The 18,771-nt window shown below is 59.1% G+C and carries 18 protein-coding genes and 3 pseudogenes; 5 read left to right on the top strand and 16 right to left on the bottom strand.

Annotation, left to right across the window (positions count from 1 at the left end):
• Positions 1 to 96: 96 nt before the first annotated feature.
• Together JQR87_RS10115 and JQR87_RS10110 are read right to left on the bottom strand one after the other, a co-directional pair.
• Positions 97 to 396 carry a hypothetical protein gene (locus JQR87_RS10115; protein WP_407297542.1) on the bottom strand — a complete coding sequence of 100 codons (300 nt, stop codon included), beginning with the start codon at positions 394 to 396 and terminating at the stop codon, positions 97 to 99.
• Positions 397 to 442: 46 nt separating this feature from the next.
• Positions 443 to 1,334, bottom strand: a pseudogene (locus JQR87_RS10110) (TerC/Alx family metal homeostasis membrane protein).
• A gap of 448 nt (positions 1,335 to 1,782) precedes the next feature.
• Between JQR87_RS10110 and JQR87_RS10105 the strand changes: the two are divergent.
• Positions 1,783 to 2,145 carry a MerR family transcriptional regulator gene (locus JQR87_RS10105; protein WP_407297544.1) on the top strand — a complete coding sequence of 121 codons (363 nt, stop codon included), beginning with the start codon at positions 1,783 to 1,785 and terminating at the stop codon, positions 2,143 to 2,145.
• Between the two features lie 268 nt (positions 2,146 to 2,413).
• Here JQR87_RS10105 and JQR87_RS10100 read toward each other — a convergent pair whose 3' ends face one another.
• The 8 genes and pseudogenes from JQR87_RS10100 to JQR87_RS10065 all read right to left on the bottom strand — a co-directional run bounded on the left by JQR87_RS10100 (position 2,414) and on the right by JQR87_RS10065 (position 9,151).
• Positions 2,414 to 3,052, bottom strand: coding sequence for a hypothetical protein (locus JQR87_RS10100; RefSeq protein ID WP_407297546.1), 639 nt, complete (start codon positions 3,050 to 3,052; stop codon positions 2,414 to 2,416).
• Between the two features lie 774 nt (positions 3,053 to 3,826).
• Positions 3,827 to 4,405, bottom strand: coding sequence for a hypothetical protein (locus JQR87_RS10095; RefSeq protein WP_407297548.1), 579 nt, complete (start codon positions 4,403 to 4,405; stop codon positions 3,827 to 3,829).
• A 792-nt stretch (positions 4,406 to 5,197) separates the two neighbouring features.
• Positions 5,198 to 5,581, bottom strand: a complete 384-nt coding sequence (locus tag JQR87_RS10090) for a DUF7079 family protein (protein WP_407297550.1) — start codon at positions 5,579 to 5,581, stop codon at positions 5,198 to 5,200.
• Positions 5,566 to 6,348 carry a hypothetical protein gene (locus tag JQR87_RS10085; RefSeq protein WP_407297552.1) on the bottom strand — a complete coding sequence of 261 codons (783 nt, stop codon included), beginning with the start codon at positions 6,346 to 6,348 and terminating at the stop codon, positions 5,566 to 5,568. Before JQR87_RS10085 ends, JQR87_RS10090 begins: the two co-directional genes overlap by 16 nt.
• A 464-nt stretch (positions 6,349 to 6,812) precedes the next feature.
• Positions 6,813 to 6,902: pseudogene (locus JQR87_RS10080) on the bottom strand (PAAR domain-containing protein); the annotation flags it as partial.
• A gap of 333 nt (positions 6,903 to 7,235) precedes the next feature.
• On the bottom strand, positions 7,236 to 7,709 hold the full coding sequence (locus JQR87_RS10075) for a DUF2214 domain-containing protein (RefSeq protein ID WP_407297553.1): 474 nt from the start codon (positions 7,707 to 7,709) through the stop codon (positions 7,236 to 7,238).
• Positions 7,710 to 7,719: 10 nt separating this feature from the next.
• Complete coding sequence (locus tag JQR87_RS10070; protein WP_407297555.1) at positions 7,720 to 8,148, bottom strand: DUF6152 family protein; 429 nt, start codon at positions 8,146 to 8,148, stop codon at positions 7,720 to 7,722.
• Between the two features lie 151 nt (positions 8,149 to 8,299).
• Positions 8,300 to 9,151, bottom strand: coding sequence for a LysR family transcriptional regulator (locus tag JQR87_RS10065; RefSeq protein WP_407297557.1), 852 nt, complete (start codon positions 9,149 to 9,151; stop codon positions 8,300 to 8,302).
• 102 nt (positions 9,152 to 9,253) lie between these two features.
• Here JQR87_RS10065 and JQR87_RS10060 point away from each other — a divergent pair, with 102 nt between their 5' ends.
• Positions 9,254 to 9,631, top strand: a complete 378-nt coding sequence (locus JQR87_RS10060) for a cupin domain-containing protein (protein ID WP_407297559.1) — start codon at positions 9,254 to 9,256, stop codon at positions 9,629 to 9,631.
• Positions 9,632 to 9,772: 141 nt separating this feature from the next.
• Here the strand turns inward: JQR87_RS10060 and JQR87_RS10055 are convergent, their stop codons facing one another.
• Positions 9,773 to 10,660, bottom strand: coding sequence for a LysR family transcriptional regulator (locus JQR87_RS10055; protein ID WP_407297561.1), 888 nt, complete (start codon positions 10,658 to 10,660; stop codon positions 9,773 to 9,775).
• 114 nt (positions 10,661 to 10,774) lie between these two features.
• Between JQR87_RS10055 and JQR87_RS10050 the strand changes: the two genes are divergently transcribed.
• On the top strand, positions 10,775 to 11,896 hold the full coding sequence (locus JQR87_RS10050; protein ID WP_407297563.1) for an alkene reductase: 1,122 nt from the start codon (positions 10,775 to 10,777) through the stop codon (positions 11,894 to 11,896).
• 97 nt (positions 11,897 to 11,993) lie between these two features.
• On the opposite strand, the gene JQR87_RS10045 is transcribed toward JQR87_RS10050, so the two are convergent.
• The 4 genes from JQR87_RS10045 to JQR87_RS10030 are packed head-to-tail and all read right to left on the bottom strand — an operon-like array spanning position 11,994 to position 15,859.
• Positions 11,994 to 12,353 (bottom strand): hypothetical protein, encoded by a 360-nt coding sequence (locus JQR87_RS10045; RefSeq protein WP_407297565.1) that lies wholly within the window; start codon positions 12,351 to 12,353, stop codon positions 11,994 to 11,996.
• Positions 12,350 to 13,462 (bottom strand): FAD-dependent monooxygenase, encoded by a 1,113-nt coding sequence (locus tag JQR87_RS10040; protein ID WP_407297567.1) that lies wholly within the window; start codon positions 13,460 to 13,462, stop codon positions 12,350 to 12,352. The genes JQR87_RS10045 and JQR87_RS10040 overlap by 4 nt, the downstream gene beginning before the upstream one ends.
• 4 nt (positions 13,463 to 13,466) lie before the next feature.
• Positions 13,467 to 15,044: a GMC family oxidoreductase gene (locus tag JQR87_RS10035; RefSeq protein ID WP_407297569.1), complete on the bottom strand. Its 1,578-nt coding sequence runs from the start codon at positions 15,042 to 15,044 to the stop codon at positions 13,467 to 13,469.
• 41 nt (positions 15,045 to 15,085) lie between these two features.
• The gene (locus tag JQR87_RS10030) at positions 15,086 to 15,859 is read right to left on the bottom strand and encodes an alpha/beta fold hydrolase (protein WP_407297571.1); all 774 of its coding nucleotides are present in this window, start codon (positions 15,857 to 15,859) and stop codon (positions 15,086 to 15,088) included.
• 90 nt (positions 15,860 to 15,949) lie between these two features.
• Between JQR87_RS10030 and JQR87_RS10025 the strand changes: the two genes are divergently transcribed.
• Entirely contained in the window at positions 15,950 to 17,389 is a 1,440-nt protein-coding gene (locus JQR87_RS10025; RefSeq protein ID WP_407297572.1) for an HD domain-containing phosphohydrolase, read from the top strand.
• 37 nt (positions 17,390 to 17,426) lie between these two features.
• Here the strand turns inward: JQR87_RS10025 and JQR87_RS10020 are convergent, their stop codons facing one another.
• Complete coding sequence (locus JQR87_RS10020; RefSeq protein ID WP_407297574.1) at positions 17,427 to 18,344, bottom strand: LysR family transcriptional regulator; 918 nt, start codon at positions 18,342 to 18,344, stop codon at positions 17,427 to 17,429.
• Positions 18,345 to 18,571: 227 nt separating this feature from the next.
• On the opposite strand from JQR87_RS10020, the pseudogene JQR87_RS10015 reads away from it, so the two are divergent.
• Positions 18,572 to 18,763 (top strand): annotated as a pseudogene (locus JQR87_RS10015) (response regulator transcription factor); the annotation flags it as partial.
• Positions 18,764 to 18,771: the final 8 nt, after the last annotated feature.

Raw genomic sequence — 18,771 nt, 5'->3', positions numbered from 1 at the left:
GTCCGCTGGCAACGCATTGCCTGTCGTCGATAACGACGCCCGTACCCGGTGTGTGTGTGGTTTTCCGTATTACCTGATTGGTTTCGGCCTCAGGGCTCAGGTCTCGATACCTTGTTCCGGAAGCGTGGCCGGCGCTTGCACCTCTTCATCAGGCTGCTCAATTGTCGCTCCATCTTGTTGAAGGCCGAGGTGGTCCTCGGCCGCACGCTGTAGCTCATCGACCTGTTTGTTGAAGGCTTGAACGGCATCGCTTATCGCTTCATGGGCGAGGTCCTGCACGGCTCGCTCGGCTTTCTCCTGAAGCTTGTGTGCCGACTCTTCGGCGGCGTCGCATCCCGTTAGCGTGATGGCGATCAACGCGACAAGCCCGAGAGCAGCGAAAGGTGACGATTTCATGCGTATCTCCATGGTCAATGATGACCCGGTAGGCCGGGCAACCGAGTTATCGAGAGGACGTTTCAACCTCTGCAAGGGGAGGGTCGTTTCGTGTTTTCCACAGTGACAGCAGCACGCCCCCGGCCAGCAAGCCTACGGTCACGCTCAGCGAAATCACCGGAGGCGTTTTACCGATGATGCCAACCAGGAAGATCTTGCAGCCGATAAACACCAGCACCAGCGCCAGGGCATACTTGAGGTAGGCGAAGCGATGGATCATCGCGGCCAGGGCGAAGTACAACGCGCGCAGGCCAAGGATCGCGAAGATGTTCGAGGTGTAGACGATGAACGGGTCCTGCGTGATGGCGAAGATCGCCGGCACGCTGTCTACCGCGAACACCAGGTCAGCACATTCGATGAGCACCAACGCCAGGAACAGCGGCGTGGCCCAGACCACCGCGCGGCCACTGGCATCCGGCTGGCGCACGAAGAAGCGGCCCTCGTGAAGCCGGTCGGTGACCCTCATATGCTTGCGCAGGAACTTGACCAACACGTTCTCGGAGAGGTCCGGGTGATCGTCGACCTTGCTGAACAGCATCTTCACGCCGGTGAGCAACAGGAATGCGCCGAACACGTGGAGAATCCAGCTGAACTCGGCGATCAGTGCCGCACCCAGACCGATCATGATCGCCCGCAGCACGATCACCCCGAGGATGCCCCAGAACAGCACCTCGTGCTGGTACTTACGCGGAATGGCCAGGAAGCTGAAGATCATCGCCATGAGAAAGACGTTGTCCATGGACAACGATTTCTCGATCAGGAAGCCGGTATAGAAATCCATGCCGGCGGTCACGGTGCAGCACCCCGAGGTCGAGGATCAGCAGGCTGATGAAGATGAGCCACAACCAGGTGGCGGTGCCGAAGAACTCGGCCATGAAGAACGGTTCTAGAGTGCTCATGAGCCCCTCCTAAGTCGAAGTTGTACAAACTGCAACTCCGACATGGCAGCTGGTTGGCTGTCAGAGGGGCCCGGCGTTGCATCGCTAATCTAAGCAGGCGCCAGGTCCCGCTCAAGCGGGCGCTCATTGCAAAGTATTTCAAATAGTGGGGCAGATATCGAAAGAGCCACCACGGGCTTGACTCTCCAATTCGAGGGCGTGGGCGCCTGACCTTAAGCGTCGGAAGCGCCCGCACCCGCGGCGGAGCATGTCGATCTACATCGAGTAAGCAGACATCCCGTGCCAAGCGATCTCAGGGTAAAACCGTGCTGTCGATGAAGGCTGCGCAGTAGTCGCCGCTGCCAACAGCCGTTCGAAAACCGCCCGAGACGGCTGGATCGCGAAGCACAGCGCCAAAAAGTCCCGCTCCGCATCAAGGTGCGTTTGCAGGTCGGACGACCCCGTTCCTTTGTCCATCGGCCAGCTGGCCCGCCAGACCGGAGCCAGCGTCCGTTCGATTCGCCATTACGACGATCAGGATTTATTCGCGTCCAGCCGCGCTGCGAACGGCTACCGCAGTTTTCAAGCCACCGCGATCACCCAGGTCCGGCAGATCCAGCGAATGATCGCCACCGGATTCAGCCTGGCCGATATCAAAACGTTTCCCGATTGTATGCGCCTTATCGAAAGCGCCGGCGCTTGTCCTGAGACCACCGCTCTCCAGCGAGAGCGGCTAGCGGACATAGAGCATCAGATCCAAGAGTTGAAAGCACGCCGCGCCCGCTTGCTGAAAACATTGCAAGAGGGCGCAGTACTGCCGTTTGAGTCGTAGAGGCTAAAGACCTGGCAGCTGGCGACCAATATCCGACGAAGTGCCGGTAGCTTAAGAGTCGGTTCGCTACTGGCCGAGCGCGGCTTCTGCGTGCTGGCAGCTATCGGCCATAAGCGGACATTGGGAAGCCGACCGCTACCGGCCAAAAGGGTCAGTGGAATCATCAAGGAGCTCAAAAGGCATTCAAGTCAGTCAACCTCGGGAAATGTTGTTGCTAATGATGGACCGCCCGCATAGCAAGTAACTTTTCTGATGCTTAGCTTCAATACTAGTCATTCAAATCAAATCGCTCTTTCAGCTCACCAAAATCTGACCATCTCTTTGTCTTGACTCCAATTAGATTGGCGCCATAGTAGCTAAAAAATGACGAATAATGGTTCTGCTTAGTGATAGCATCCATGCAAGCACGAATAATTATCTGCCTCTCTATGGTCGCAGTGTCTTTTCCATAAAAATCCACCATCGGAAGCCAGTCATACAGGGATCTGCAGTTATCAAAAACAAACATATCAAGATACATCTCCCTCTCCTTTGCTTTATACCTAGCTCGCCAATGCGCGTCCGTGTTTATGTGGTGCGTATTCCCAAGGTGATTTAAAGCAAGCTCTATCCATAAATGCGGCATCGGTACATCACAAAAAACGCCTCCGCGCGGATCAGGAAGAGATTTAATTATTTCCTTTATCGACCGAGACAAGCTTTCCGACAGAGTGCTTTTATAAGAGTACTGTGCATATCTAAGCAAATCATAAAGTTGCACGCTATCTAGATATGACAGAGCCCCATTCTTTTTTGAAAACTGCTCGTGCCAGTACTGACCCAGCTTACTTTTAGACTCCTTCAGCCTTAGCAAGAAATTCCAAATTGGAAAGTCTTCATGCGGCTCGAAAATTTCACCTCCTGGCAAATCCAAATCTTCGAGGGTGGCCTCATCAACTGTCCATCTTCGAAATCATAGCTTTGGCGGGTAGACATTTTTTTAATAATGGATTTTATCTGAGCTTCATCCATTTTCAAAAACATGCGTTTTAAGGCTGGGCTACTACCAACCTTAAGCATCGGACTTATGTAGCTAGCAAAGATTGTTGGATAATGCGTTGAGAATGCACTGTATGCAGAGTCGAAGTGCGAGCTTATCAAGTCCTCAAACAAACGTTCCTCGCAAGGCTCGCCGAGCGCCTTAAGCTCCTCTTGGTAGGCCCTGTCAACAAACCCATAGCAATCAACTCCTTCCCAAAAGCCAGTATCTTTAGGGTCACCTGAACGGATACAGTTCTCTAGAAATGGATGACTACGAAAATAAGAAGACAAGAATTCAATATTTTCTTCGGTTTTTTCGGGGAGCGAGCTATTTACTCGTTAGGACTCTCGTCTTGTAGAACTTCGTCAAAAGCGTAATCCCAAAGGCGCCTTATATAATTCGGCTTTAAAACCCTATGCTTTTCCCTATCAGTAGTCAGTTTTCTAACAGCCCTAGTCCATACTTCTACTCTGCTTTTTTATTTTACACTCTGTGTATAAGTAACCACTGCATCCCTCCAGAGGTTATAAAATTCAAATTGTGCTGCAAGCAGCACCTAAAATGTAAATAAAAAAGCCTTCGCACAACAACGTGCATAAACACGAGCTTTGGAAAAAAAGGACTGATTAATTTCTCAGAAACTAAATCAGCCCCCTTTTCTTACATCGTAGGACGGATGTTGTAGCGCCCATATTCCACTCGCTGAATTTTTATCGAGATCATCACGAAAAGCATGAGGATACCGAGCCCTCCGGCAGTCGCCACAATCACGGAAAAAGCCCCCCAAATATAAGGAATGCTGCCGGTGCTCCTGAGCGCAGCGAAGACGAGACACAAAAGCGAAATCACGAATCCTAGAATCGCAATGGCCAACGAGCATTCCCGTTCAAATTTGTCTTGAACCGGATCCCCCCCGACGAGTGTTCTCGGAATTTCCCTAATGCAAGCCGCCCAGATAGAAACACAGAAAAAAGAGAACGCCGGAAACTGCAGGGAAATCTCAAACTCGGGCTTCGAAAACCAGATGATGAAAAGCCAAATAAGCACAGGCATCAACGTCAGAAGCACCTCATACGTAGCCCAAACCGATGACCGAGTGATGATGACTCCCTTCGACAATGGCGCCTTTCCGCTCCCATTTCCTTCACTCAACGTCTTTCTCCTGCCAATAAATGAATGATAAAAGATCGTCCGCATACCGGCGGTAACCGGGATAGCGGCCCCCGGATTGATGGACAATCCATGATATCAAACAGGCATCACTCATGGCAGGGATTGAAGCAGGCCTCGGTTCGGCGGTGTGCTGGGGTGAAAATGCAATTCAAAGCCCCTCCATACCACGTGACATCGCTAGGTGATCGTACAAAAGGGGATTACAAAAGGCGGACGCTCGGCAGCACACCTGCCAATATGTGTTCTAACAGGCCTGCGCTGAATCCATCGAGTAACTGGATTGAAGAGTACGTTCATCCCATGGAAAGGTCTGAGTGATGCCAACCTTAATTACGTACTTACGGTTATTGAAAGAGCCCCAGACGCCGAGTTAGGTGTGATGTGTGAGCACCTACAGATCGACAGTCGCGATCTTTTTGAATCAGTTGGCGATCTCAATAACAAGACTGTTTTTTACAGGCACCCGCGATTTTCATCACTGTGATGAGGTGATGAGGTGATGAGGTGATGAGTACTGTCGTCAGCGATATCGTCGGCATTGTCCATGCATGCGGATATGCCCCAGCCGGCATTCTCTATCTACCAGGCATTTGATGCAGGCGAGTATTGGCACAGCGACGACGACCGGGACGCATTTCCTTAGGAGAGGTGGACGCGGCCTTAACTCGAGAGATTTTGTGGGTGGTCGACCACGGCGCAAACGGGCTTTCGAAGTAGGTTCGACTTGAGCCCCCACAGGACCGCTTTTGGCCGAAACCAGTCATCGCCACTGCTTCTTCGCATCAACGATGGGCGCTCTCATGGGGCGAGACGGCCTGGCTCGCTCGATGCGCAGCAGGCAGCCCTATTATCCAATTCTCAGCCAGCCCTTTGCGAATCTTGCCCTTCCAACTCTTGCTCGATGCGACTCCAATCCCCACGAAGTCGAAAACGCAGGTAGGCGACCAGAACTTTGTGGCGCATGCGGCGGAACCTGGAACTCCGACGAGCCTGCTGGTTGTTGTCAATGGTATCGGCAAGCCGAGTGCTGTCGAATGCCGTCCATATCGGTGGTATAGGTGCCTGCATGTTCGAGTAGCAGACGGGTGCCACCTCCTCGAAGAAGGCTTCCTTTACCGCAGCACGGTCGTATCCTGCCACCTCCCGTGCTATTGCCGGATAATCGATCTCGTTGTCGATGAAGACATCTGAAAGCGCCGACCATAAACGAGCTTTGTCGTCGTGTGTCAAAACACTTCCCACTTGGAGAGCTCCTCGAGTTCGTCATCTAGGGCATCGGCCGCCAGGCTGCCTGCAACTCCGCCAGCTGCACTGCCTGCAAGTACCAAGGCAATGGCACAGAAAGGAGCGCCAGGGCCGCAGACGAGCGAGACGCCAAGGCCTGCGAGAAACCCGCCGGCAGCGCCGGCGCCGATAATCATGCCTTGGCGTGCAGTCTCCTTTACCTTGTTATCAGCATTGAGGATCTCGTATGTGGCAAATGCCGCAGTGACCATGATGCCTACCTTGCCCATGATGCGCAGGCGATCCGAGCCCTTTGTAAACTTGGCGTTATCCCGGCCAGAGGATTCAAGGACTTCATAGTGGATCTGCCGCTTTTGCTCGATCGTGAGCGCCTCGTAGGGCTTACCAAACTTGCGGGTGGCGTACTTTTCGAATAGTTCAGGCAGGGTTGGTGGAGTTTGCTTGTGCTGCTGTGCTTTGGCGAGCCCGGTAGCCGAAGTCAGCTTGCGGTGCTCCGCCATGATTTTGTTGCGCATCTCGTGGCAGAACTCGACCCCTGCCTGGCTGCTTATCTTGCCTGCTGCCACATCCGACCGTACCTGAGCGGATATCCGCTTGATGTTTGCGGCGTAGCTGGCGCGTGTCTGCGCGTCGTTGATGGCATCAAGTGAAAATCTTGTCGCCACGCCTTCCATGCTGGCGAGGGCCTCGTCGAGTGGCGAGCCGGGCAGGGTGTGAACGCTCTGAGTCTGGTATTGGCCCAGTACCTCAATGCTCCCCGGCATACTTGGCTACTCTCAAAGATGATGGCGAGCAGCTTGTCCGTTACGGCGGGCTGCTCGCCAGCCTCTGGTACCGGGATCTCAACGCGGGTGCAGATTGACCCCGAGAGATTGCCAAAGGCCACTCGGTTGTCGCTGCCGATGACGCCATCAAGGCTAGATCCGTCATCGAAGTGGGCGATGCACTTCCAACCGGTGTAACACTCAGTTGCCGGAATCTGGAAGCTGATCCATTTGTCGGTCGCCAGAGGTGGCGGAGCGGTGAAGGGCGACGTGATAACCGTATCGCCAATCAGCACATCACCCGATCCGCCGATGATTACTCCGCCATGGCTCAGCGTGCTGTCTAGCATCGCGGCATTCTTGCCGTTGATAAATACGGTGGAGGAGAAAGCACCGGATATGGCCTGGCCACAGCCAGCAGCATCTCCAAGGCGCGCAGCGGGGAGGTTATTGAACAGCACATCCGGGGAGCCGGACGTGATGGCCGATGTGCCATGTCCGGGGACCGGGCAGGAGGTTGGGTCGCTCAGGCGAGCTGCGGGTTTGCCTGACATGAGAGTCCTTCTCGTGGTTTCGTCCAGATATGGATCCGTTGGGTCACTGCCTACTGTAGCTAACGGGTTAGAGCGTTGCGGTGATCTTCGTCGCGCATTGCATTGATGGTCAGCCCCAACGAGGTCCTATGCGCCATGGAGTTGGAAGTCGGAATCTTCCTTTGTTTCGTAGATGCTCAATGACTGCTCCTGGCCGTGAGGCCCCGGTCACGACAGGCAGCTTCTGGCCGAAAGCAGCCCGCAGCTACGCAGCTTAGGAAGTTACAACTTCGCAGCAGACCATCAGCGGTGATGACGGCCATTGCCGCTAACTCTCCCGTCGATATCCTCCTCTCACACAAAGCCGATCCACCGCCCGGCCACGAGAATAGAAACCCAAACAACAGCGGATGCGCCGGCCAGGGCGCGCACGTGCACTGTCGGCTGGCCGCTGCGCAAGGCGGTAGCAAAGAACTCGCCGCGATGCTGGAGTGCAACGGTGCAAGCGGCTAGCACCAGCAGTGCTGCCTTGTAGCGGAAGGCTGGGTTCACGGCGTATTCGACCGGCCTTACCGAGAACAACAGGAGCCCCGTTATTACCGCGAGTGCAGTGCCCGTTGCGGCTGCGCCTATGAGGAAGGGGCCAAGGACTGGCAGTTCCCGCCCGCGGGTTGAGCGCAACAGGCACAGATCAAGCGGCAGGATCGCGCCAAGGAGCAGGCCGATGCCAAGGATGTGCGCCGCGTTGACGATGAGGTAGGCGACCCAGTGTTCCTGCAGGAAGACGGCGCCGGGCCAGCCGGCGATTGCTTGCAGAAAGGCTGTCATCGCCGTGTCGTCATTCCTTGATGCGTTCCGGGTACATGTCGTACTGCTTGCCATCGACCGTGATGCGCACGGCTTTAATGAGGGCTTTGTTCGGCTCTTTGGTGCGGTTGCCAAGCACGGTGATGTTATCGCCCACCTGGGCGGTGTCGCCGGTGAAGCCGGACCGTTGCGTCTGGCTTGGATTGCCCAGATCAACTTGCCACTCGCGGCCGTCTTCAGCCTGAACGCGCAGGGTTGGATGAGGTGGTGCCATGGAAATCTCGCTGATCCTGCCCTGCAACTCCGACTGCTCTCCTTCCGCCCACGACCAGCCGTGATGCGCGAAGGTCTGTGTTGTAAACAGCACCATCGCCGACGCGCAAAGTAGCAAGGCCATGCGATGCCCAAGAGGACGTGCCGTGACGGCGCGGGTGACGTGGCTTTCGCTTGATACCGACATAGTCATGCTCCCATGTTCCGATTGAAGGCGTGTTCGACACATCGAACCCTAGCTCCCGGTCATGAAAGTACAAGCACTGCCGGTGCCGACGGTGCTGAAAGCGATGGGCAGCAGCGGTGACCGAGCTGCTGGCTAACATGAACGACACGCCCTAGCGATACCGCTCTCGGATGGACTCCGCCATGTCCATCGCGGCTTTGGCAGCGCCTGGCGAGACGTGAAGCTGGATCGCGAAATTTGGCAACGGAGGCAGTCCGGATTCTGCTCCGAGCATGCGCACGTCGTCCGGCATGAGCGAGCGTAGCCAGGGCGTCAATGCAAGACCGCTTCTCACGGTAGCGAGCGTTGTATCCACCGAGGCGTTTTCAAATACGACGCGCCAGCTGATGTGCGCTTCCCTCAGCACCGAGAACACTATGTGGCGAAACGTGCAGGTAGGGGTCACAAAACACAACGGCAAGGGCCTTTGGCTGATCACGTCATCCGAGGTGCCTATCCACACCAAAGGCTCCAGGCAAAGGCGTTCACCATTACTTTCCCGCTCCGGACATTGGCCGATGGTCAGGTCGATGGGGCCTTTGGAGAAGTCGGTCATCAGGTCGACCGAAGAGCCCGATACGACCGTGACATCGACGTCTGGATGGCGCCGCGCGTAGGCGCTGAGAACAGGCGCGAAGTGCGCGCCCGCCATGTCGTAGGGTACGCCAACCCGTACCTTTTCCCGAGTGCCCAGCCCGATCATTTCCTCACAGGCGAGGTCGTTCAGATCCAGAAGACTGCGGGCTTTGGGCAGGAGATCCATGCCACGGTCGGTCAACCGGGCACCCTGCGGATCACGCTCCAGTAACCGGCATCCGAAGATGTGCTCGAGCCGTTTGATCTGCTGGCTGATTGCCCCTTGCGTCAGGTGCAGCTGGCGCGCGGCACCGCCAATGCTGCCGGTCTGGGCGACAGACAGAAAAGTACGCAGCAGGACCAGATCGACAGTACGAAGCGCGGACATAACAGGACGCCAATACGGTTGCTAATACCCCCATTATGAACCTTCGATATGGCGTGTCGCTGGTCTAACGTACAGTGAGGCGCTTTTACACGGAGCCTTCTTATGATCCTCAGCGGCAACAGCACGAATATCGAGTCAGCCCTGGCCAAGGTCAGTGACTATTGGTCACCGCAGGTTATCGGTCAGGTCAATGATCAATACATCAAGGTCGCCAAGCTCAAAGGCGAGCTGATGTGGCATTCCCATGCGGATGAAGACGAGATGTTCCTGGTGGTTTACGGAACACTCAAGATCCAGCTGGAGGATCGGGACGTCATCCTCCAGCCCGGTGAGTTCTGTGTGATCCCCAAGCAAACCCGGCATAACCCAGTCGCCGAAGAAGAGTGCGGAATCGTGTTGATTGAAACCGTCAGCACCCTGCATACGGGCGATGAAGTCAGCGCGAGGAGCGTGCCGATCGAAAAGCAGTTGGGTGCTTAAGTTTAGCGGCGAGTGTGGCTTCTGGCCGATGGTTGTTGTTTACGACGATCATTATCGGCCAGAGGCTGTTGTAGCCTTCCAGTTGGTCGACAAAAATGCGCTATTGCAAGCGCAGCTAAGGGCCTCAATGGCATCTTGGGCCTAGCTCAGCCGCTCCCGGACGGCATCGACGAAGATTTTAACCTTCGGCAGAATCTGCCTACGGGTTGGATAGACCGCCCAAATGCCGAGTTCTTTGGGTTCGGCATCCTCCAGTGCGATGGGCACCAGGCGACCGGCTTCAATGTCTTCGTCGACGTGCCAGGTGGAGAGGATTGCCAAGCCTGCACCCGCCACGCACGCGTTGTGTACGCCATCAATACTGTTGGTGGTCACTCGTCCCGCTATCCGGACACTCTGTTCCCTGCCTGCGACGTTGAAAGGCCAATGCAGCGTTCCGGTCGTTGCGATGCAGTCATGCACCGCCAGCTCGCGCACAGTTCTTGGTGCCTCTCGCCGAGCTAAGTAAGCAGGCGATGCGCACAGGATCCGCTTGTTTATACCAAGTGGGCTGGCAATCAGGGACGAATCCTTGAGATCCCCGATACGAACCGCGACGTCCACGCCGGTAGACACAATGTCCACCAGCGTATCAGTGAGCAGCAGATCGATTCGAAGGGAGGGATTTTCATCGAGCAGCTTTGAAAGCAGCGGCATGATGACGGCGTGTCCGATTGAATTGCAGGCGGTGACACGCAACAGTCCGGTTGCGCCTTTTTCGGTCGGCGAGACCACCGCCCGGCCAGCCTCGGCTGCTTCAAGGATTGTCGATGCGAAGGGAAGGAACGCCTCGCCTTCGGCGGTCAGCGAGACCGACCGCGTAGTGCGCTGCATAAGCCGTACCCCCAGGCTTTCCTCCAGCGAAGCGAGTCGCCGGGTGGCTGCCATAGGAGCGATCCCAAGCCGCCGGGCAGCAGCTGATAGACTGCCGGCCGAGGCGGCACTGACGAATACGGCCACTCCAGACATGTCGATTTTGCCGATATCCATGCGAAGCCCTCCGGGTATATCGGAATAGGTTACACGGGCTTACTGTACGCAGTATCTAATCAGAAGGCGATACAGTTGATACCTTGGCTCTACACCACCAACGGAGCCCTCCTCATGTCAAACGACCCACTCTTTCGTCCCCTCAAGGTCGGCGCCATCGAACTCTCTCATCGCGTCGTCATGGCACCGCTTACACGGATGCGCGCCGCCCAGCCCGGTGATATTCCTCATGAGCTCAATGCTGAGTATTACGGCCAGCGGGCCAGCAGGGGTGCCCTGCTCATCACCGAAGCGACTGACATTACCGCGCAGGCTCATGGCTATCCGCTGGTACCGGGTATCTTTACCCCGGCGCAAATCCAGGGCTGGCGCGCGGTTACAGACGCCGTCCATGCCAAGGGTGGTTTCATCTTCAATCAAATCTGGCATGTGGGGCGGATATCGCATTCGTCGATGCAGCCGGATGGGGAGCTGCCAGTGGCGCCGTCTGCGATAGCCGCATCGGGAAATCACATGACGGCATCATTCGAGACCGTATCCTTCGAGACGCCCCGAGCACTCGAAACCTTCGAACTTGCAGATATCGTTGCGGACTTCGCTCAGGCTGCGGTGAACGCCTGCGAAGCCGGGTTTGACGGCGTGGAAATCCACGGCGCGAATGGCTATCTCCTCGATCAGTTCCTGCGCACAGGCAGCAACAAGCGCACTGACCGCTATGGCGGTTCCATTGAGAACCGGGCGCGGCTGTTGCTCGAGGTCGTCGACGCTGTCAGCAAGAGAATTGGAGCAGACCGCGTAGGTGTCCGCCTCTCACCCTGGGGTGGCTTCAATGACATGCACGATGACGATGGCTCGTTGCTCTGGGAGTATGTCATTACCGAGCTGGACAAACGCGGTATCGCCTACCTGCACGTGATCGAGCCCCGTGCCGACTTCACGAGTGACACAGCTCCGTTGGATGCGAACGCGCCGGACGCGGCCAGCAGCTTCAGGGCATTGTTCCGCGGGGCTTTCATTTCCGCCGGCGGATACCTGCCTGATACGGCGCGTGCTGCTGTAGCAGAGGGCAAGGCTGACGCGATCGCGTTCGGGCGCCCCTTCATCAGCAACCCCGACCTGCCCGAGCGTGTAAGGGTGGGGGCCAAGCTCACGGCGCATGATCGCAGCACTTTCTATGGTGGTGGTCGCGAGGGCTACACCGATTACCCAACCATGCGTCAACCCGTTGAGGCCTGAGCTCAGACCGACCATGACAGAACCAGAAGGCCCGCGATTGCGGGCCTTCTTAATGCGGAACATTCGCCTGAAGCGTCGAAGAGACCGGTTCAAGTGTTCAGAGCTCCATGGTTGCTTCCACTCCGCTACCCGTGACCACGGCAGTCACCGTTGTGGCCGTGGTGAAGTACATTGGGTGGCTCGTCACTTGCGTCCCGTCAGGATAGGTGACCACGAATGTAATGGCGGACTCTCCCCGCACCTTGAAAGAACGCCTGGCGCCCGGCTTCAGGGGTTGCAGGATTTTCAGGCGGTCGCCCCAGTGTGCTGTCACCTGCACGGTGAGCTGCGAATCATTCCGGACGACCATCGTGGGCGTTGCCCAATAGGTGATCGCTAGCAGGAGCGCTGTGCACAGGATGAACAAAGCAAACAGCGCGATCGCGATACGTTTGATAATCGGCCTGCTGTGGGTCATAACGGTTCCGTCAATGGAGCGTAGCTGCGCTTATATAGCGTGTTGCCCACCAGTTTCAGCAGAGTAGTGCGGCCCCAGCCGGGCAGGCCGCGCATCTTGTCCCGCCCTGCGCACTGCTTATGGACCCAATCGACCCGAGGCTTGCGGCGGCGCGTGTAGCCGGCGAGCGCCTCGCTGATATTCGAGGCGGTAGCCAGCGTTTCAGCCAAGACCAGCGCGTCTTCCATGGCCATGGCCGCACCTTCTGCCATGGTGGGGGAGGAGGCGTGGGCGGCATCGCCGATCAGCACCACGTGCTCCTTGACCCACTCCTCCATGACGACTTGCTCGATGCGGCTGGCGTGAATCTGGCCGGGGGCCGGCATATGGGTGATAAGCGGGGATAAGGGAGCCGAGAACGCGTCGAGTAGGGCCTTGTGCGGAAGGCCAGTCAGGTTTCGCTGCGCCTCTTGCTCGCTCATCGCCATGTCCGCGTAGACGTAGACCTGCTCGTCGCCGATGGGTATGGCCAGCAGACTCATCCCATCCCCGAGCATGACCGTCCAACCTTCGACCCCGACGATGTCTCGGGTGATGAAGCGCCAGCACACATTGCCGGTGTACGAGGGCCTGACGTCGGGGAACAGACTTTGGCGCATATAGGAGTTGATGCCGTCTGCCCCTATGACGAGGTCGTACTCGCCTGAGGTGCCGTCGGAGAAGGTCGCCAGGCTTGTCGCGGCACGCTGCTCGATGACGGTGAGCGAGGTGCCGAAGCGCAGGTTTGTATCACGCAGCGAATCGCGCAGTGCGGCGTGCAGCGCGGCGCGGGGCAGCGCCAGGCAGGGCCCGCATGACGACCAAACATCCGCGGTCCGCGTCACGCTCAGGGGTTTGCCTGTGCTATCAAGGATGCGCTGGGTCGTGATCGGCATGGCGACCGCAGCAATCGAGCCTTGCAGGCCCAGGGCCTGCAAGGCCCGGGCGGCATTGCCTGGCAGGTAGAGCCCGGTCCCGCCTTGTGAAGCATCAGCCCTGTGTTCGATCAGGTCGGAGCTAAACCCTTGCAGCTCCAGTGCCCTGGCCATGGTGAGGCCGGCGATACCGCCGCCCACTATCAGTATTCTCATCCGGTTACTCGTTCGGTGCTGTGGCTGTAGCGACAACACCCTGCGCTGCGAGGATGAGGTCTGCCGCGCGTACGCCGATGACGACGCAGGGCGCCATGGTGTTGCCGAGGGTGATGCGCGGCATGATCGAAGCATCGGCGATCCGAAGCTGCTCAATGCCATAGACACGCAGTTGATGGTCAACCACCGACATCGCATCCCGGCCCATTTTCGCGGTGCAGGACTGGTGCCAGTAGGTTACGGCCGAATTGCGAATGAATTGCTGCATCGTGCGGTGCTCTTTTGGCCCGGGTGCGACCTCGCGCTTGATCAGCCCGTTGAACGCTTCGCTGTTGCCGAGCGCGCGGCACAGGTCGATCGATGCGAACGCTGCGGCCATATCCTCGGGGGCGCTCAGCGAATTCGGCTCGATGAGCGGGGCATCCAGCGGGCCGGCACCCGACAGGCGCACTCGCCCTCGACTGGCGGGCCTGGCGAGGCCTGCGAACATCGTCCAGCCATGTTGCGGCGGCTGGAGGTCGACTTCTGCGGGAGCGGGCACCGCGAACTCAAGCTGGCAGTGCAGCAGGTCTGGGGCGTCCAGGCGGCTGTCGCTTTTCCAGTACAGCGTGGTTTCACACCCGCCTGCCCCGACTGGTTGAGGTTGCAGGTACTCCCAAGTACAGCCGAAGGCGATGTGGTCCTGGAGGTTCTGGCCCACCCCGGGAAGGTGATGAATCGGGGCGATGCCGTGGGCGTGCAGTTCATCTTCCGGGCCGATGCCCGATTGCATGAGCACCTTCGGCGTGTTGATCGCGCCCATGGACAGGATGACTTCGGCATCGGCATAAAAGCATTGCCGTTCGCCGTCGATCACCACTTCAACGCCGACTGCCCGTGTGCCACTCAGCAACACACGGGTCACCAACGCGCCGGTGCGGACCGTAAGATTGGGGTAGTGCAGCCGCGGCCGGATATAGGAGTCGTACGCGGATTCGCGCTTGCCATCCTTGATGCGCAGATCGGTGAGCGCGATCCCGCCGGGCCCCTCCATCATCTCGCCATTGGCGCTGTCGTAGCGGGGGATGCCCAGACGGCTGGCTGCCGCCAGCGTTGCCCAGGCCAGCGGCTGCGGCGAGGCCGGCTGTTCGACATGCACGGGGCCGCCTGATCCGCGTCGCACCGCATCCGGCGTTCCTTGCCAGTTCTCGATTCTGCGGTAATAGTTCAGGACCGAGTCGTAGCCCCACGCAGGGTCGCCGGACTCGGCCGCGAAATGATCCCAGTCCGACCGATGCCCGCGCGCCCAGACCATCACATTGATGCTGGACCCGCCACCGAGTCCCTTTCCCATGCTGAGCGAAAGGCGACGGCCGTTCAGATGCGGATTGGGCTGCCCCTCGAATGCCCAGTCGCGCTCCGAGCCCAGATTCAGCGGCCATTGCGCCGGCTCGACGACCTCGGGGCCGGTGTATCCGTTGCCGGCTTCGATCAATAACACGCGTGCGTTGCCGTGGTCGGCGAGACGGGCCGCGACCACGCAGCCCGCCGTGCCCGCACCACACGCGATGTAGTCATAGTTTCGATCACGCAGATGATCCATGCGTCCGCTCCAGTTCAAGGGGTTGTCGATGGCGTCGGCGATCACTGCTGGCCCAAGCTGCGCACCGCCTCGAGAATCACCTCGGCAACCGCGTCTGGCTGCGACTGCTGGGGCACGTGGCTGGTGCGCAGCTCGGCCAGGGTCGCGCCGATACGCTTGGCGGCCGAGCGCTGGACGTCCGGGTGGATCATCCGGTCCTCGGTGGCGAGCAGATACCAGGACGGTTTAGTCTTCCAGGCCGCGACGGTCGTTTTGTCTTCGAAGGCGGATGCCTTGATGGGGCCTTGGGTCGCAGCCATCACGGCGGTTTGCGCCGCTGGGAGATCCTGGGCGAAATCCTTGGCCATGCCTTCTGGCGTCAGGTAGAGGAAGCCGTTGCCGTCTGCCTTTATCTGGCTGATGCCGGGCGGTGTGGGCGCGCCCTTGCCTTGTTCGCCACTGGTTTGCCCAGCGTCCGGCGCGAAAGCGGCGACATACACGAGCGCGCTGACCTTCTCGTCGCTGCCGGCCTCGGTAATCACGGTGCCGCCCCAGGAATGGCCGACCAGAATCACCTTGCCCTGCTGGTTGCTCAATGCACGGCGCGTTGCGGCGACATCGTCGGCAAGCGAGGTGAGCGGGTTCTGCACGACCGTAACAGGAACCCCTTCGGCCTGGAGCCGCGGCACGACCTTGGCCCAGTCGGAGCCGTCGGCGAAAGCGCCGTGTACGATCACCACCGAAGGCGTTGTATCTTGCGCCTGGCTGGCCGTCGTGGCGAATGTGCTTGCAAGGGCAAAGGCAGCGGTGGCGACTTTCAATGTGAGTGTTTTCATTTGGATGAGCTCCTATGTGGAAGCTCGATTCTGCTGACCGGCCTGCGCCGCGGGCATCGGTCATTTATCCGACCCCGGAGTACGTTTCCCATGGATACCGCGCTGCAGCTGGACATCTCGTTGAGTGGAGCGCTGGCGGCGATCGCCCAGGTCGGTGACCTCAGCATGGGGCAACCGCTCGGGCATTCCCGGCGCGTTGCCGGCCTGGCCCGGATGCTGGCGCAGGCCGCGCACGGCAATGGCGAGCACCTGCAGGTCGCGGAGCAGGTCGCCTTGTTGCGCTGGTCCGGCTGCACCGCTAACGCCGAAGGGTTTGCGGACTTGCTCGGTGATGACGTCGAGGGCCGCCGCGCGATGCTCGACCAGACCCTGGGCAAGGAAGAAATGAACGCGGTGCATCAGGCGACCCCGCTTGCCGTCGTGCACTGCGAGGTCTCAGGTGAAATCGCCAAGACCCTCGAACTCGGTGCTGCCGTCGAGGCGGGCTTGTGCCGCGTATTCGAAACCTACGACGGAACTGGCCGCCCATTGGGCGTGACCCATGAGCACATTCCGGAGGCGGCTTATCAGGTGGTGCTTGCCGGCGATCTCGACATTCTCAGCCGATCACATGGCCTGGACGCGGCGCTGCGCTGGATTCGCGACCAGTCGGATCGGCGCTATCCCGCTTCGCTGGCGTCCCTGCTGGTGGAAAACGCCGGGGAGTGGCTGGCGAATCTCGACGCTCTGTCGAAGCCTCCGGCCCCTGCGCAGGCCGAGCGTTCCGTTTCGCTGACGTTGGTGGGGGACGTGATCGACCTGAAGCTTCCCTGGCTGGCGGGGCATTCGCGGCAGGTGGCGCATGTCGCGGTGGAGGCGGCACGCCTGTCGGGCCTGAGTGAGCCAACGCTGACCGCGATTGGAAAGGCAGCGCTCGTCTACGGTCTCGGCCGGGCTGCGGTTTCCAACCACCTCTGGAACACCGCGGGGGCGCTGCCCTACGGCGCTGCGGAGCGGGTGCACCTTGTGCCGTACTGGACGCAACAGGCACTGCGGCCCATCAGTGAATTGGCCGTGCCTGGCGAGATCGCCGCGCATGCCTACGAACGGCTCAACGGCAGCGGCTACTTTCGAGGCGTGATGGGCGATGCGTTGTGTGTCGAGCATAGACTGTTCGCCACCGCCGTGGCCTGGGTCGCGCTAAGGGAGGCCAGGCCGTGGCGGTCGGCCTATGGCGAGTCGGAGGCCGCAAGGCTGCTCACGCAGGATGCCGATAGAGGACTGTTCGATAACGACGTCTGCGAAGCGGTGATCGCCGCCGCACGGGGCGAGCGCCAGATCCATCAGCCGAAGGCTTCGATACTCACCGCGCGGGAGTGTCGCATTCTGCTGGAGATCAGCCGTGGCGCCAGCAACAAGCAGGTGGCGCGGCTGCTGGAGATCAGCCCGAGCACGGTCCGCACGCATGTGGAAAGCATCTTCCGCAAGCTCGAATGCTCGACCCGCGCCGCTGCCACGCTTAAGGCGCTGACACTTGGGTTGATTGCCTGACGAGGTTCGCTTGTGCAAGCGCGCAAGCGATGGGGCGTTACGCGAGTCCGTCTTTGCTGTCCTGGCTGGCGCGAGCCAAGGCGATGAATGCCTTGAACGCGGCAGAAGGGTTGCGGCGGTTCGGGTAGTACAGGCAGAGGTTGTCACGGGGCGGCGTCCAATCCTCCAGTACCCGCTCAAACTGTCCGGCCTCGATTTCAGCCTGAACGTCCTGCTCCATGAAAAAGCCGAGCCCGAGGCCTTGCTGCACGACCGCCTTGGAGAGGCTGGCCTCGTCGAGGGTCAGCGGCCCGGTCACATCGAGCTTGATGACTTCCCCGTCTCGTTCGAAATGCCACGGGAAGAGGGCGCCGTTCGGCAGTCGGATGCGAATACAGGCATAGTTGAGGAGGTCGGGCGGGGTGCGTGGCCGTCCATGTCGGGCGAAATAGGCAGGCGTACCGACCACGGCGTACCGCCGGGGCTGACCGAGCGAGATCACGATCATATCGCTGGGCACGAGGCTCGCAGAACGTACGCCGAAATCGAAGCCGTCAGCCACGATATCCACCAGGCGGCCTTCGGTGACGAGGTCGATGTGCACTTTCGGATGTTGCTCAAGGAATTCCACCATGAGTGGCAGCAGCGCTGCCCGGGCGGCAGTGGCGAACGCGTTGATGCGCAACGTGCCCGAGGGGCTGGCATTGTGGGATCGCACCGCGTCGAGCGCAGCCCGTACATCCTGCAAGGCTGGCGCCACCTGCTCCAGAAAGATCCTGCCCGCTTCGGTCACGGCCACGCTGCGTGTCGTTCGGTTGAACAGCCGGGTTTCGAGGCTCGCTTCCACTTTGGCGATGGTGTTGCTCAAGGCGGTGGTGGATACATCGAGATCAATCGCTGCCTGGCGAAACGAAGCCCTGCGTGCCACTGCGATAACAGCGTCCAGCTCACCGAGGCCAAGCCGTGGGTCTGACATGGATAGTCCTGCATTTCGGGATGGGTCATTGAGGTCTGTCCCAGTTGAGCAAATTGTCGGCTGGGCAGCAAGATCGGTCGTGAAGCCTAGCCAGGACGAAGACAATGATTTCTCAGTTGCCTAACCTCGAAGAGGCGCTCATCCAGATCAGTCGTGGGGGTGGCCAGGTTCCGGCTGCAACGGTCAGCCTGACGCCCGCCGAGCAGCGGCTCCATCAGCGGGGTTCGTTGCTTAGTGCACGTGAATGCCGCGTTCTACAGGAAATCAGCCGGGGTGCCAGCAACAAGCAGGTGGCGCGGTTGTTGGAAATCAGCCCGAGCACCGTTCGCACCCATGTGGAGAGTATCTTCCGCAAACTGGGATGCTCGACCCGCGCAGCGGCGACGTTGAAGGGCTCGACGCTGGGTTTGATTTCCTGATCCTAGCG

It is taken from the genome of Stutzerimonas stutzeri (assembly GCF_051028275.1).
Taxonomy (GTDB): domain Bacteria; phylum Pseudomonadota; class Gammaproteobacteria; order Pseudomonadales; family Pseudomonadaceae; genus Stutzerimonas; species Stutzerimonas stutzeri_AS.
Note: the sequence above shows the minus strand (reverse complement) of the source record. Positions and strands in the feature narration are given on the sequence as shown.